This window comes from Streptomyces sp. SBT349 (genome assembly GCF_001083795.1).
In the GTDB taxonomy this organism is placed as follows: Bacteria; Actinomycetota; Actinomycetes; order Streptomycetales; family Streptomycetaceae; genus Streptomyces.
Map to the genome: position 1 here is coordinate 1 of NZ_LAVK01000221.1, position 12,742 is coordinate 12,742.

Annotated in this window: 16 protein-coding genes; all 16 read right to left on the bottom strand. The window is 68.3% G+C overall.

What is annotated here, in order from left to right:
* Positions 1–624 (bottom strand): DUF7178 family protein (locus ADY01_RS39885; RefSeq protein ID WP_063784327.1); only part of this gene is annotated, 624 nt, incomplete at its 3' end.
* Positions 625–1,203: 579 nt separating this feature from the next.
* Positions 1,204–2,232, bottom strand: coding sequence for a DUF932 domain-containing protein (locus ADY01_RS23715; protein ID WP_049577365.1), 1,029 nt, complete (start codon positions 2,230–2,232; stop codon positions 1,204–1,206).
* Between the two features lie 355 nt (positions 2,233–2,587).
* Positions 2,588–2,911 carry a hypothetical protein gene (locus tag ADY01_RS23720; protein WP_049577368.1) on the bottom strand — a complete coding sequence of 108 codons (324 nt, stop codon included), beginning with the start codon at positions 2,909–2,911 and terminating at the stop codon, positions 2,588–2,590.
* Between the two features lie 687 nt (positions 2,912–3,598).
* Entirely contained in the window at positions 3,599–4,336 is a 738-nt protein-coding gene (locus tag ADY01_RS23725) for a hypothetical protein (protein ID WP_049577370.1), read from the bottom strand.
* A 391-nt stretch (positions 4,337–4,727) separates the two neighbouring features.
* The gene (locus ADY01_RS23730; protein WP_049577373.1) at positions 4,728–5,087 is read right to left on the bottom strand and encodes a ParB N-terminal domain-containing protein; all 360 of its coding nucleotides are present in this window, start codon (positions 5,085–5,087) and stop codon (positions 4,728–4,730) included.
* A gap of 256 nt (positions 5,088–5,343) precedes the next feature.
* Complete coding sequence (locus tag ADY01_RS23735) at positions 5,344–5,727, bottom strand: hypothetical protein (protein WP_049577376.1); 384 nt, start codon at positions 5,725–5,727, stop codon at positions 5,344–5,346.
* Positions 5,728–6,041: 314 nt separating this feature from the next.
* Positions 6,042–6,392: a hypothetical protein gene (locus tag ADY01_RS23740; RefSeq protein WP_049577378.1), complete on the bottom strand. Its 351-nt coding sequence runs from the start codon at positions 6,390–6,392 to the stop codon at positions 6,042–6,044.
* Positions 6,393–6,532: 140 nt separating this feature from the next.
* Complete coding sequence (locus ADY01_RS23745; RefSeq protein WP_049577381.1) at positions 6,533–6,745, bottom strand: hypothetical protein; 213 nt, start codon at positions 6,743–6,745, stop codon at positions 6,533–6,535.
* On the bottom strand, positions 6,715–7,026 hold the full coding sequence (locus ADY01_RS23750) for a hypothetical protein (RefSeq protein ID WP_049577384.1): 312 nt from the start codon (positions 7,024–7,026) through the stop codon (positions 6,715–6,717). The genes ADY01_RS23745 and ADY01_RS23750 overlap by 31 nt, the downstream gene beginning before the upstream one ends.
* A gap of 131 nt (positions 7,027–7,157) precedes the next feature.
* On the bottom strand, positions 7,158–7,532 hold the full coding sequence (locus ADY01_RS23755; protein WP_159001367.1) for a hypothetical protein: 375 nt from the start codon (positions 7,530–7,532) through the stop codon (positions 7,158–7,160).
* A complete protein-coding gene (locus tag ADY01_RS23760) occupies positions 7,532–8,050 on the bottom strand; it encodes a hypothetical protein (RefSeq protein WP_159001369.1) in 519 nt (172 codons plus the stop codon). The genes ADY01_RS23755 and ADY01_RS23760 overlap by 1 nt, the downstream gene beginning before the upstream one ends.
* A gap of 128 nt (positions 8,051–8,178) precedes the next feature.
* Entirely contained in the window at positions 8,179–8,352 is a 174-nt protein-coding gene (locus tag ADY01_RS39270; protein WP_159001371.1) for a hypothetical protein, read from the bottom strand.
* Positions 8,353–8,549: 197 nt separating this feature from the next.
* A complete protein-coding gene (locus ADY01_RS23770) occupies positions 8,550–9,134 on the bottom strand; it encodes a hypothetical protein (RefSeq protein ID WP_159001373.1) in 585 nt (194 codons plus the stop codon).
* A 259-nt stretch (positions 9,135–9,393) separates the two neighbouring features.
* Entirely contained in the window at positions 9,394–9,669 is a 276-nt protein-coding gene (locus ADY01_RS23775; protein ID WP_159001375.1) for a hypothetical protein, read from the bottom strand.
* Positions 9,670–10,107: 438 nt separating this feature from the next.
* On the bottom strand, positions 10,108–10,923 hold the full coding sequence (locus tag ADY01_RS23780; protein WP_063784328.1) for a hypothetical protein: 816 nt from the start codon (positions 10,921–10,923) through the stop codon (positions 10,108–10,110).
* 709 nt (positions 10,924–11,632) lie between these two features.
* Positions 11,633–12,454 (bottom strand): AfsR/SARP family transcriptional regulator, encoded by an 822-nt coding sequence (locus ADY01_RS23785; RefSeq protein ID WP_049577403.1) that lies wholly within the window; start codon positions 12,452–12,454, stop codon positions 11,633–11,635.
* Between the last annotated feature and the right edge of the window lie 288 nt (positions 12,455–12,742).

Below are 12,742 nucleotides of genomic sequence, written 5' to 3' on the forward strand. Positions count from 1 at the left end.
GTTCAGGGGCGGCCAGGTGTGGGGTCGGGGGCGGCGGGTGCCGGTCCCCCCGATGCGGTCGGTGTGGATGATCCAGGTGACCGCTTGGACCGTGCTGGGCAACTCCCCCAGCCGACGGGCAGCTTGCCGGTAGCAGTTCGCCAGCAGCTCGTAGCGGCGCAGGCTGGACAGGCCCCGGTCCCGGTTGCCGTAGACGTGGCCCACCGCCACGTCGTGGGCGTGGCGATCGATCACCACCGCGTGGTCGTCGGTGGGATCTGCGATGCAGCGGAAGAACGCCCCGGTTTTCCGATCCATCGGCAACAGGTCCGCAGGGTCGGCTCCGGCCAAGATCGCCGCGGCCTTGGTCAGGGCGTCTCGCACGTGCCCGCCGGTCAGGCTGGTTTCGCATGCCCGACGTGCTAAGGACACATTCTGCTCCCACGACTTGTTGGCGGACAGGGCGGCGATCACGCCGGCCCCCGCTCTCGCATCGCCCCCGGTGAGGCTGGCGGCCAGGTGATGGGCGGTGCGGTACCAGGCGCGCCCGCGCTGCTCCTGCTCGGCGGTGGCGGAATGCCACACCCCCAGGATGTTGCGCACGAACTGGGTACGCCGTCGCGCAGAGACGTCCAGGCGAATCATGACCTCCTCCCTTCAGGAGCAAGCGGATGAACAGGTAGGTGAGGGCGCCGTTCGGCCAAGGGCGGGGCGGTGGCCCGGCAGCGTTGCGGAGCACGGTGCGGTATCGCCCGGTGCCCAAGGACCCGGCACAGGGCGGCTGAGCGGTGATCCGCGGGTGAGCCACTGCGCTCCCACACCTGGGGGGTGGAAGGGCGTCAATCTCGGGCAGAGATCGTCAGGTGGGCACAATGACCCGAGGCGCGGGGAGAGCGACGCCCGGCCGTCACCGGCCTTCGTCGAGGTGGAGGATCGCCGTGGCGTCCGTGAGGGCCTCGACGGCGGTACAGTCCATCGCGTCGCGGCCTGCCGCTTTGTAGACGTAGCGGAAAGCGGAGCGCGCCGTCACGAGGGCTGAGCAAGCGTGATGCGCGACGACGCACCCCCGTTACTCCGTTTTGCGCCCTGGGTGGATGGAGCCGGTTAGGCGGCAGGGCACCGTGGCTGCGGCCATGCCGGGGAGTTGGCCGCATCCGGGGCGGGCGGGCGAGGGCCGACCCGCCCCAGAAGCAGGCAGCCGGGGCCCAACCAGGGGCGGCGGGGTCAGGCCGCGCGGGCCAGGTCTGCGCGGTCGAGCACGCTGGTCAGCGTGTCCAGGGTTGCCAGGTCCACCCCGTCGATGTCGCCGCTGACGGCCCTCAGCGCGTTGCGCTCCTGCCGGGTGGTGCCGCGCACGGTCTGCTCGTGGTGGGTGTAGGTGTTCACCGCCTGCACCACACCGAAGGCCGTTCCGTGCCACGGTGCGACCCGTTCGTCGTTCGTCCACAGGCGCGTCAACGACTCCCGCTTTTTCTCCGCAAGCGTGCGCCCGCGTCCCGGCTTCTCCGGCAGTTCGGCGTGCGCCTCAAGGAACTGCCGCCACTGGCGGTCGCTGACCTCGATACGACACAGACGCGCGACCTCGTCGGTGAAGGCGTCGGCGACCTGGTAGACGAGATTCAACGCGTCCCGCGCCTTGCCCAGCCGCAGCGCCGAGCGCCGCGAGTGCTTGACCTTGATTGCCTCGCCCGCCTCGCCCAGCGCGGCCGACATAGTGTTGTCGCACACCACGTTGGTGATGGCCCGCTTGTACGTCGTGGCCAGGGAGCCGTCAAAGCTCGTGGCGGCCAGCAGGTGCGGGCGGAATGCCACACCCTCGGGGGTGACGACGTTCTCCGGCACCTCCACACTCACCCAGGCGATCGCGCCGCCGCGCAGCAACCCGGCCGAGCCGATCGCCAGTTCGTCGTCCAGCAACATGGCGACCTTCTGCAGCAGCCACTCCGCGTACGGGTGCGGCTCGTAGCCCGGGCCGAAGTACCCCAGCACGCGGCCGGTGTCGCTGCGAGAGAACGCGACCTTCTCGCGATCCAGCCTGGGTTGCCCGGTGAGCGGGTTCTTCACGTAGACCTCACTGGGCACCGCCTCCCAGTCGAACAGTCGGCGGTGGACATCCTCGACCGGTATGGCCCCGGTGTAGTGGTTGGACTCGGTGCCCTGTAGACCACGGTGGTAGTGCCAGGCTGTCCCCCGCTTCCCGGTGAATCCGATCAGCGAGTTCTTGTTCAGCCAGTTCAGGGTCTCCTTGGACATGCTGAATTCCTCCTTTCTGGTTCGCTGAAACGATGTGGAGAAGGCGCGCGCCCTCCACATGGTGTTTGCCGGATGTGTTGGAGGCGCACAGCGACCGCTGCGCGCCTCCAACACCTTTCGTATGAATACGGCCGCGAAGAACACCCGATCGTCAATTTTCTAGACCGCTGTCCTCCGCGATCTCGGACGTCTGTCCCCGGGGGCCGCTGCCCTGCCCGAGCACGGTGAATCCCCATGGCTCTCACCGGCGGCAGCGCGGCATGACGACGCCCCTGGGCAGGGCCGAGGAATCCTCATAGACCGCAGGCCCCGGGCGGGGCGGACTCCGGACGATCAGGCGGACGACCGCGCAGGGTCAGGAGCCAGACGGCAAACGCAGAACGTTGGCCGTCCAGGTCACCAGCCCGGCGACGTCCTCGGGGGCGAAGTCCTCCTCCCTGCCGGGGCTGTCGGTCAGGGGATGACCATCGGCATCGAGTTGGTAGACGCCGACCCACCAGCCGGTCAGGTTCTGCGGGTTCTCCGGGAGTGGCGGATCAAGGTCTGTGATCCGGACCTCGCGGTCGCGGTGGCAGGCCATGATCATCATCGCGCCTGTCGCGGCGCCTTCCAGGCGCGCCTCGATTCCTGTCGCGCGCAGAGCGCCGATCACCGCGTCATAGGGGTCGCCGGCTTCCATGGCGGGCTGTCCTCCTCAGCATGCTGGGGTCTGGGAGACGGGAGGCCGGGGTCCTGGCATCGGGCATTCCGGCCCTGTCCGTCGTCGTCACTTCATAGTTGGTCGCACAGCCGGCGGACGAGCGTGGCGGCGATCTTGGCGCTGTCGTCCGCGCAGTCCGTGTTCGGCGAACTTCCGGAGAACCCTGCGCTCAGGCAGGGCACCGGGGTGCCCCGAACAGCCGGCCACGCCGGAGGCGCACCGACCGCCCTTGCGAAGGGTTGGTTGTGCATCGGCCCGGGAGGACAAGCCCTCGCTGGCGGCGGGAATGACGTCCCACTCCCCCGCGGCTGAGGGCTCGCCCCTCCGGAAGCGCTATGCCAACGGGGCCGCCAGCATCGACTCAGGCCGTGGGACAGAAGACTACGGCGGCGGGGGAGTCGGCCGGAATGCCCCGGATACCGGGCGCGCAGTCCAGCGTCGCATGTTCCAGTGCCCGGGCATCGGGAAGACCTCACCCGCGCAGCCGTTGGGGTCCTGGCAAGCCCTCCCCGAAGTCCCGCGAGCCGGGGATACCTGGTTGCCCTCCGCATCGCTGGCCACAGGAAGGCTCGCCCCGATCGTCGGGTCGGGGGGAAGATTTTCTGAGCAGGTCCCCTCTGCCCGGGCCGGGGTGAGCGCGCTGCGTACCCTCTCCCCCTCCGTGCGTCAGGGCCGGTGGGGGCGCTTGTCCAGCGCGACGGCCAGCAGCGTCTCGAACCGGTCGGTGTAAAGGTCCGAGATCTCCGCCAGCCCGCTGTCGTTGTTCGCATAAGGGTGGGCGGAATCCCGGAGTGCCGCGATGAAGCGGCTCACCAGAGCGGGAACGTTTCTCCCGGACACGTGTGGTTCACAGTCCTGGCAGGCGTTCCACCGGCCGTCGCCGGACAGACCGGACAGAGCGCTGTCGGAGCTGAGGACGTCGCGCGGGACGACGAAGACCCACTGCGGATCCGTCGCGAAGCAGAAGTCGCAGCGGCGGTGCTCCTTATGGTGCTGACAGATCCGGGCGAGCCGGTCCCGCATTCTGGCGACGTCCTGGTAACTGATGGCCAGCTCGACCCGCGACTCCCACGCCGCCGCGTCCAGTGCGGTGACCTCCGACCACAGCGCGATGGTGACGGCGTCGCCGATTTCCTGGAACTCCAGCGTGTGGCGGATCGGCCCGTCCTGTCGTGCCCAGAACTCGCGGTCCTCGTCGTCGGGGTACTCCTCGAGTACGTACGTGTCAGTGATGGCTCTCTCCTCCTTCTTCTTTCTTTTCCTCTCCCTCCCGTCCGAGCTGAGTGCGGGCGTCGCCGCGCCGCTGTGCGACGGCCCCGAGGATGGGCGGTGGGCTACGGCGTTCGACCCGCGCTGGATCCTTAGCTGAATGGGACCTACCTGGTGGTAGGGGCCGATGCCCACAACGGCATCGGGTAGGAGCAGAGGGCGATGCCGTTCGCACACCACCTCGCCCGTGCGCGTGCACAGCACGGCGTCGGGGCCCGTGAAGGTGTGGCGGCAGGCTGAGCAGACACCGGGTGGGGCGATGCTGGGAGTACCGGCCACCGTCCTCCCCCGTCGACGCGCACCTCGACCTCCATCGCAGGAGCGGCAGGCAGCGGGCGTTCGCAGGCGAGGGCGACCTGAATCCTGGACTTGCCCGACCGGGAAAGGATCGGGCTTCCCGCGGCGCCTTCGAGACGGGCCTCGATCCCGCCGCCCGCAGCGCGCGGATCACCGCGCCGTAGATACTGTCGGAATCCGTTCGTCATCCTCCTCTCCCTGGAGTCCCATATCGCGGGCCCCGCGCTCACTACCGGCTGAACGGCGGCCGTCCCTTGGCGCCGCCGAAGACCCGTGCCTGGAATTCCTGGGTCTCGTCCAAGACCACCACCGGCAGCCGGGTCACGTTCTCGCGGGCGGCCCGAGCCAGGCGGTGCCACCCGTCGATGATCAACGGATCGCCCCCGGCCTCCTTGATCTTCACGACGATCAGAGGGCGGGTCAGGTCGGCATCGGCGACGTGCTCCTCGTTGATGCGGACGGCTCCCAGCCATCCGAACCAGGAACGGGGGTCGAAGTAGTGCACCGGGCGTCCGGCGGCGATCTCCTGGGCCCTGGTGACGTCCCACTGGTAGGTCAGGAATCGGAAGTATTCACGGTCATCGCTCATCGTCTCCTCCAACGGGTCCTCCGGCAGGTCCGGCCGGATCTCGGCGGGGGTGGTCCCCGCTCGCCGGGCCGTGGCCTGATGTGTCGCAGCGCCGCAGACCCGCACGCCCGCCCCGGGAGGGAGGGGGAAGGAGAGCGGGCGTGCGGGCGTGCCGCGCTGCGCCGCGCCGCGCGGGCCGAAGCGTGGTGCCGGAGGCTGGGGTCGGGCGGCCCGTCCGCACGCCGTGACAGCGAGGACGGGCCGTTGTCCGTGCGGGTCAGGTGTCCTGGGCCGCGTATTCCTCAACAAGTTCGGCTAGGTCCCCAAAGGAATTGCTCGCGGCGAACAATGCTGAGGCCTCGGCATCGGTCAGGGCCAGGGCACGCCTGGCGAACTCCCCGATGCCGAGCCACGGGTCGTTCTCGGTGAAGCCCAGCGACCGCGCGGCGTCGTTGAACACCACCCTGGAGTTGCTGTTCGGGATGGTGGAGCCGCATCGCACAATGTCCGGCTCGGGGGCGGTCAGTTCCGCCCCGGCCAGCCGTGCGGCGTGGAACGCGAAGCATCCGGTGGAGCCGCACCGGAACGCCGTCTGGTCCCACTGCTCGGGGTGGGCCTTGATGTGCGCCAGGGTCCGGCGCAGCAGATCAGCGTTGGCCATGCTGGTGGTACCTCCTTCGTGATGTGCGCCGCCCTGCGGCGCGTCAGCCCAGCCGAGGGCTGTCGGCCACACGGCCGACGGCAGGATCGGATGGGGAAAGGGCGGTTCCCATCCCAGCGGGTGCGGAGGGGCTGAGAAGGGCTGCGCCCCCACCCAGAGGGGCGGGGGCGCGGCAGCCGAGCTTGCCCAAAAGGACCGGTGCCGACGTCCGGCGATATCCGCTCCGGCGAGGCGCGGTGCGCCCAGGGGCACCAGATCGCCGACGCGACAGCTTGGGCCACGTGCTTCACTCGGTTCCGTCGCCTGGCGGTGAGTCAGCCATCGCCCTCCGGCGCACCGTCGACGTCGGACGGGGGAAGGGTCCGCTCGTCACTGCGGGGGTCATACAACTCAGGGTCGAGCTCGACCCTCCAACCGCCCGCCACCAGCTCGGCCACGGCACGGGTTGTGCGGGCGTTCTCCTCTGCCTCACCGAGACCGGTAGGCAGTGCGTACCAGCGGAAAGTCGGCGGCACGAAGTGCGCTTCGAAGCCGTGCCTCTTCAGCACGGTCTGTATCGGCTCCGGCAGGATGTGCTGGTCATCGCCGCCGTCGGCGATGACCGAGCCCTGTCCCCGGCGGAAGATCTCCACATGGCAGAGCTCGCCGTTTCGGCTCACATGCATCGCAGTTCCTCGCTTCCTGATCTCCTGTCTGTCTCTTCTCGTCTCGGAGGCACAGGCTGGCGCCGCCGTGCACGGCCGCCGTCGGCTGCTTGCGACGTGGCGCGGCCCGTGCCCTTCGTGAATGGCCCGGGTGGGGTACGTTATCCGTCCCTTTCAGCCGCTTGGGTCCGCACGGCGATGTCGATCTCGTGGTTGGGGTCCCCGCCCTGCACCGTGATCAGGTGCAGCAGGTCCGCGATCATGTCGCGGACCAGACTGCCGCTGTATCGGCTGCGGTAGGTCCGCCACAGCGGCTCGACCCGTTCGGCACGCTGCGCCGCGCTCATCCGCGCGTCGTGTGCCATCTCGTCCATGACTGGGCACCTCCTTTCCGGTCAGCCCGCGGGTAGAGGAAGACAGCGAAGACGGCCTCGGCCGGGATCCCGTTGGGGACCGGGGAGCGCAGGGTGGGGCCCTGCCGGAACCCTTCGGTCATCGGGTCCACCGTGCCCGTGCGGCCGTTGACATCGAGGGCGAGGGGGAAGAAGCAGTTGCCCTCCGGGTCGCCGGCCAGGACGATGGCCGCGCCGCCCGGCAGGGTTCGCCGCAGACGCATCAGCTCGGCGACGGTCACGGGGGTGGGGGTTTTGGGCATGCGGTACCTCCTCGTGAAGTAGCGAGAGGGGACAGGTGCCGACAGCCCCGGCATCCGGCACCGCTCGGGCGAGCGGGGGTATGGCGCGCGGCCCGGTCGCCCGGAGGGGTGTGCTCGCGCCGGGGATGGGCTCAGGCAAGCAGGTCTCCGGCGAGCGCGCAGACGTCGGCGCCCCGCTCGATGCGGGCGCACCAATGGTGGATGTCGGGGCCCTCCGGCGGGCTGAAGGTCCAGCCGATCTCCCCCGTCCGCCGCAGGAGCCCGGCGGCGTCCCCGTCCGCGAGGGCCGACAGCGCGCTGTCAACGTCTCCGGCAACGTCACACCACGCGCACGGATCGCCGTTCCCGTCTGGGCGGCACTCGCCGTCGCAGCGTTCGTAGAAGTCACCCTGGAGAAAAGTGAGTTCCGACCGCAGGGCATCCAGGGCCTTGGGGAGCGAGCAGAAGCACTCCTGGGCGCTCTCCGGCAGGCATCCGGGCATGTTGCTTCCCCTATGCAGATGCATCAGCACGCCCCCTCCCCGGCGATCACGCCATCGTCCAGCGGGCAGTCCGGGTGGTTGTCCATGAAGCTCTGGGTGATGTCGGCGCCATCCTTGACGACCTGGATCGAGTAGCCGAAGGTGGACAGCACACCGTTCACCGCCTCCTGGCCGTGGCGGCGGATGTCGGTGCGGACCGCCGCGCGCAGCACGTCGGCCGCTTCCCGGTAGGTGCCCGGGGCGCCGAGGAGATCACTGGTCTCGCACCAGACCCGGAACTCGCGCGCCTGCGGGCCGTCCTCCGGCTGGGGCTCGATGGTGCCCCGTCCCCACTGGCGAGTCAGCGTCTCCGCGAGCACCTCGCCCTCTGCCGGGCACATCCCTCGGGGGTCGGGAAAGGGATCGTTGCTGTACCCATGGGTGTATTTCGTCGCCGGGAAGACCGCCCGGCCGTCGCCTTCGATGATGGCGAAGCGGTAGACGATCTCCCCGTGCCAGAGCGCGGTTGCAGGGGCCGCGCCCCACGTGCCGTTCTCGCTCATGTCCGCGATCTCCTTCCCGAGTCTGCCGGACACGGCGCGGGGCCCGAGATTCCTCTCGGGCCCCGCCGTCTGCTTTCTCCTTGAAAATGGGTCAACCGACCACCGCCGGGCACCACTGCGCGCGGTGCTCAGCGGCTGTTGTGCCGTTCCATGATCCGGACGGTGGTGCCGTGCGCGGTGCAGAAAGCGCGCACGCAGTCGTCGTCCGCCTCAGGCGTCAGCGGCAAAGGCAGCCACTCGCCAAGCAGGTCGCTCCACCCGTGCCACTGCCCTCCGAACCGGGCGACCGTCGGCGATTCCATCAACCCTTCCTCTTCCGTGAGGTGCTGGCCGCTCCCGCACGCGCCCATCAGCGGCGAGGGCGGAATCGGCTTGATCGCCGGGCACCGCCCCGCCACCGAGGTGGGCCAGGTCCGGACCAGCGGCGGCGCGCGGCCGTCCCGCCCGGGATCCCTCGGAGGCGAGTGCGGGACGCCCAGGCGTGGGATGGTGCGGTCGCTCAGCGGCCGAGGTAGGCCAGGTCCGGCACACCCAGCAGGGAGTCGGGGCCCTCGAAGGCCAGCGGCTCAGGGGATGTCCGGTCTGCTTCGAGCAACTCCCGCTCGATGCGCGCCAGCACCTCCCGGTCGTCGAGCAGCGCCGGGGTCGCGTTCTCCTCCGGCTGCCACAGGAACGGCGGACCCGCCTCCCCGCACCCGGCCGTCACACACAGGTCGGGCAGGTGCGCCGGGTACAACCCGGAACCCACGTTGTGATACGCCGTGGCCGGGTAATCACGCAGGAAGCCCGACTCACCCCGGTAGGTCAGCAACGCGGTGCGCACCGTGGCGTCCGGGACAACGACGAACATCTGCCGCAGGACATCGCGCACCACGTGCCAGCAGGCGTACGGCCCGTGGCGTCCGGATGCCGACGTCCGCGCCCCCGGGCCACGGCTGTCGGAAACACGCAGCCGCGCCACGATCGCATTCCGCCGCGCCGGGTGCGCGTCCCGGGCAACGGTCACGTTGCCCCCGTAGCCCCTGCGCGACACATCCTCGGTGATCGCGCAGAAGCTGCCCAGGGACACCCCTCGTATGTTCATGATCCTCCCTCCGGCAGTGACCAATAAATGTCCACACGCGGAAAGTCTGCCAACGGCGTTCTTCGGCAGCCGGATACTGTTCCGCGCTCCCACCTGAATACGGCGACGGGAAGTGCTCGATCGTCGAACGCGACCGAAATCCTTCAAGATTGATTCCCGTGGCCTGCCCCGGTGTCCGGGTGCCTGAGTTGCGGAACTCCTCACGGAAACCAGCGGCTTACCGGCGCCAGGCGCACGACACGTACTCGGGCGCAGCAACCTATGACTCGTACTGCTCGCGGTACCTGCCGAACATGGCGTCGCTTACCCGCCATTCGGAGAACTTCCGCAGCTCCCAGTCCGCGATGACGGAAACACGTGTGACCGTCGAATCAGCGGAGACGGCGGACGGCTCCTCGGTGATGCCGACCGCCAGAACGGTCACGAGGCGTCCGAAATAGAACACCCGGTCACGGGCACGCAACTCCTGTGCGGGTACCCAGTCGCAGTCACGCCGGGCATCGATGACAGCGGGTGTCAGGTTGGCGTTGATCATGTCCAGACTTTCGCGTGACGCGCCCTTATGGCGCTCCTACCTGAATACGGCGGCGGGAAGCGCCCGATCGTCGAGCACACGGGAAAAGCCCCAGATCGCTTCCTTGACTGCCAGTGACGAGGATCTGTGGCTGCACGAGCGCACCCGCTGTTGCAGAGGGAAGACTTCCGACCGGGCACATATAAGTCGCCAAACCCGACCCGGTCGGTAGTCGTTCCCCATCCACCATGTCAGCAGAAAAAGCAACACACACGCGCACGGTGCAGTGCGCCGTTCCGGCTGCGTGTGCTGGGCTGAGGGCCCGTTGTGTGCCTTCACTTGAATACGGCGGCGGGAAGTGCCCGATCGTCGAACACATGGGAAAAGATTCCGGAGAGTTCCTCCGCCGGGCATGACTGGGGGCCGAGTCGTGAGACTCGGCCCCCAGTCTCGGCCCGGCTACCGTCCGCGTGTGGACTCATAGATCAGATCGTCGCGCACGGAATCCAGCGCGTCGCGCAGTTCCCTCCACTCCCGACGCGCAGCATCCCGGGTGCGGAGCACCTTGGATCGTGAATGACGCCGCCCACCGTGAATGGCCTGAGCGGCTTTGCTGATGACTCCGGCCCGCCCGAGATCACTGGCGTTGCTGGCAAAGCCCAGCATCACGCCCAGGGTGGGGAATTCGGCCCCATCACCCCATGCAGCACGGAAGATCACGTCGCTCTGACCGGCAAGGTAGGGAGTCACGGCCAGAGCGGTCAACGTGTCTGCGTGTGGCACGCCGCGCATGATCTGCGCCCCCGGGATGGTGTCGATCTCGTCTGGCGCCACGTCCAGCCGGTACCCGTTTCGCCGCGCAGCATCCTTGACAGCCCAGCGCTGAATGGTCGTACGGGTGACGATGATCACCTGTCCGTCCTTGCGCACGTACTGCCAGGCGGAAACGTCGCGGGTGTCCACCCAGCAAGCGGCTGCCTCACAGGTCTCGATGATCTTGCTCAGTCGCTTAGCGAAGATCATCACGGCGTCTTGGCTCACGTCGTCGCTCACGTCGTCGGTGCCGTACAGCGCACGTCGTCCGCCCGGCGCGACGGTGGCGCTTCGGTCCATGCGCTTGCGTGAACGGGTGGAGTCCACCACGCGGCAGTAGCGCAGTGCCAAGTCCCGTATGTTGTGGAAGTCTTCGGTGCTCACGCGCGCCATGGCTTCGGGGGAGATGTCCCAGACTTTGACAACTTCCCCGCTTGTGGTCGCGGAAATCTGCTCCGCCATGAGCTTGCTCCGTCCATTCGCGACGCCGCCCTATGCGAGACGTCTCGACATCTTCATTTCTACCGCATATAGGCGTCGGCGAAACCCGCCAGGAGCGAGAATTCGAAGATTCTTTTCCACCGCACTTGAATCGAGAGGCGACCGGCAGAGCATCGAAAAGGCATCATGCGCGACAGCGAGCAGCATGGAATGAGGCACAAGAAGCAGCTGGCCCACGATAAAGCAGAGGAACAGAATTACCGGAAGCATTCCATGCCACGGAGAAGCAAACCAGCCAAAGCCATCGCCCCGTCGCACTATTTTTCACATTCGCGGATGCATGCGAGTCGGACGCTACACTCGTAGGAGCTATATAGCCGCTGACCTGCGACAAGGCGTCGCGAGAGGGGTTCTCGTCTGAGGGGTATACGGAGCAGCATACAGATCGGCAAGGAGTGGGGTAGCCGGATCAGCAAGACCCATCCAGAGCCATTCTTTAGATGCTTCAGTGTCGCCGATTCCCTGACCGCCACGCCATCTGCCGTATTCTGCGCCCCCTCTGGATGAGCCCCGGATTTCCGCGCCCGCATTCAGGGGAAGAGGGCTGGGCGCCACGCAAGCTTGCGATACGCGCGTCTTCGTTCGGGCGATGTCGGCTTCACGGACGGGATTCCCATGGCCGTTTCTATCTGGGTGCGCCGACACCTCGGCGGGCAGCCACAGCTTATCACTATACTGCCCGTGGACCGCTTCGGGAATCTGGCACCTTGATTTTCTTGAGGGATTCGAGGAAGGTGACGGTTTCCTTGCTGGGTTCCTCGTCGATTTCCGCCAGAGCCGTGGCGAGGAGGGAGAGTGTGCGGGAAATAGCGTCGTAGTGGCCGAGAAGGGCCTGGACGCGGGCAATTCCACGATAGATGGCCTCATTATGCGGATCCATGCCGCGGGCCTGTTCCAGGAGGGCGAGGGTTTGTTCGGGGTCGCTGTCGCGCAGGGCACGGATGAGCGTGCTATGCGCGTCCAGGACATCGCGGCGCAGTCGTTCGCGCGGCGTCTCCGCCCAGTCCCCGGCGACATCGGCGGCGAAATCGCCGCCGTAGAGGTCGCCGATGGTTCTCAGCGCGGCCAGCCGTTGGGGGGTGCTGCCGGCGCGGTGGTGTGCGGCCAGTGCGTCTTGAAGCTGCCACAGGTCGACGGTGACCAGGTCGGTATTGAGCGCGTAGTGGCCGTCGTGGTGGCGGACGGTGTCGCCCAGTGGCTCGGCGGTGGTGCGAAGGGCGCGTCGCAGTTGGCTCAAGGTGGCGTGGAACGCGTTGTGGGGGCGGTCGCGGGGGGCGTTGGGCCACAGAGCGACGCAGAGCACGTCCCGGTGGACGCCGGTGGGGTGGAGGGTGAGGTAGGCGAGGAGCTCGCGGTGCCGGGGGGCCAGGGGGCCGGTGACGTCGATGCCGCCGTCATCTCCGCCGTGGAAGGTGACGTGGAGCCGACCGAGGACGGCGATGTGCAGCTGACGGTTGCCGTGGTGGCCGAAGGCGGCATCGAGGAGCGGCACGCTGGCCGGCGCGGTGGTGTCGAGCCGCTCCTGCGGGGGTTCGGCGTCGCCGGGTGTAGGCGAATCCGCGGCTGGGGTCGAGTCGTCGTCGTTCGCCGTCTCCGTGTGGGGTTCGCCGTGGCTGCGGCGTCGGGGCGCTGCGGACGGTGGGCGATCTACCGGCGTGCCTTCGGAGTTGCCTGGCCGTCCACCGCGGCCGGGAGGTGCGATCCACGCCCCCGGAGGCTTCTCCAAGAGGGATACCGGCGTGTGGTCGGCGGGTCGGTCGTGGTCCGGGTGGTGTGGGGG

Excerpts from the sequence above, each read along its gene's own strand:
- ADY01_RS23775 (WP_159001375.1), bottom strand. The coding sequence starts at position 9,669 with ATGATCAACGCCAACCTGACACCCGCTGTCATCGATGCCCGGCGTGAC.
- ADY01_RS23755 (WP_159001367.1), bottom strand. The coding sequence starts at position 7,532 with ATGCATCTGCATAGGGGAAGCAACATGCCCGGATGCCTGCCGGAGAGC.
- ADY01_RS23730 (WP_049577373.1), bottom strand. The coding sequence starts at position 5,087 with ATGAGCGATGACCGTGAATACTTCCGATTCCTGACCTACCAGTGGGAC.
- ADY01_RS23780 (WP_063784328.1), bottom strand. The coding sequence starts at position 10,923 with ATGGCGGAGCAGATTTCCGCGACCACAAGCGGGGAAGTTGTCAAAGTC.
- ADY01_RS23740 (WP_049577378.1), bottom strand. The coding sequence starts at position 6,392 with ATGCATGTGAGCCGAAACGGCGAGCTCTGCCATGTGGAGATCTTCCGC.
- ADY01_RS23735 (WP_049577376.1), bottom strand. The coding sequence starts at position 5,727 with ATGGCCAACGCTGATCTGCTGCGCCGGACCCTGGCGCACATCAAGGCC.
- ADY01_RS23720 (WP_049577368.1), bottom strand. The coding sequence starts at position 2,911 with ATGGAAGCCGGCGACCCCTATGACGCGGTGATCGGCGCTCTGCGCGCG.
- ADY01_RS23770 (WP_159001373.1), bottom strand. The coding sequence starts at position 9,134 with ATGAACATACGAGGGGTGTCCCTGGGCAGCTTCTGCGCGATCACCGAG.
- ADY01_RS23745 (WP_049577381.1), bottom strand. The coding sequence starts at position 6,745 with ATGGACGAGATGGCACACGACGCGCGGATGAGCGCGGCGCAGCGTGCC.
- ADY01_RS23715 (WP_049577365.1), bottom strand. The coding sequence starts at position 2,232 with ATGTCCAAGGAGACCCTGAACTGGCTGAACAAGAACTCGCTGATCGGA.
- ADY01_RS39270 (WP_159001371.1), bottom strand. The coding sequence starts at position 8,352 with ATGGAATCGCCGACGGTCGCCCGGTTCGGAGGGCAGTGGCACGGGTGG.
- ADY01_RS23760 (WP_159001369.1), bottom strand. The coding sequence starts at position 8,050 with ATGAGCGAGAACGGCACGTGGGGCGCGGCCCCTGCAACCGCGCTCTGG.
- ADY01_RS23750 (WP_049577384.1), bottom strand. The coding sequence starts at position 7,026 with ATGCCCAAAACCCCCACCCCCGTGACCGTCGCCGAGCTGATGCGTCTG.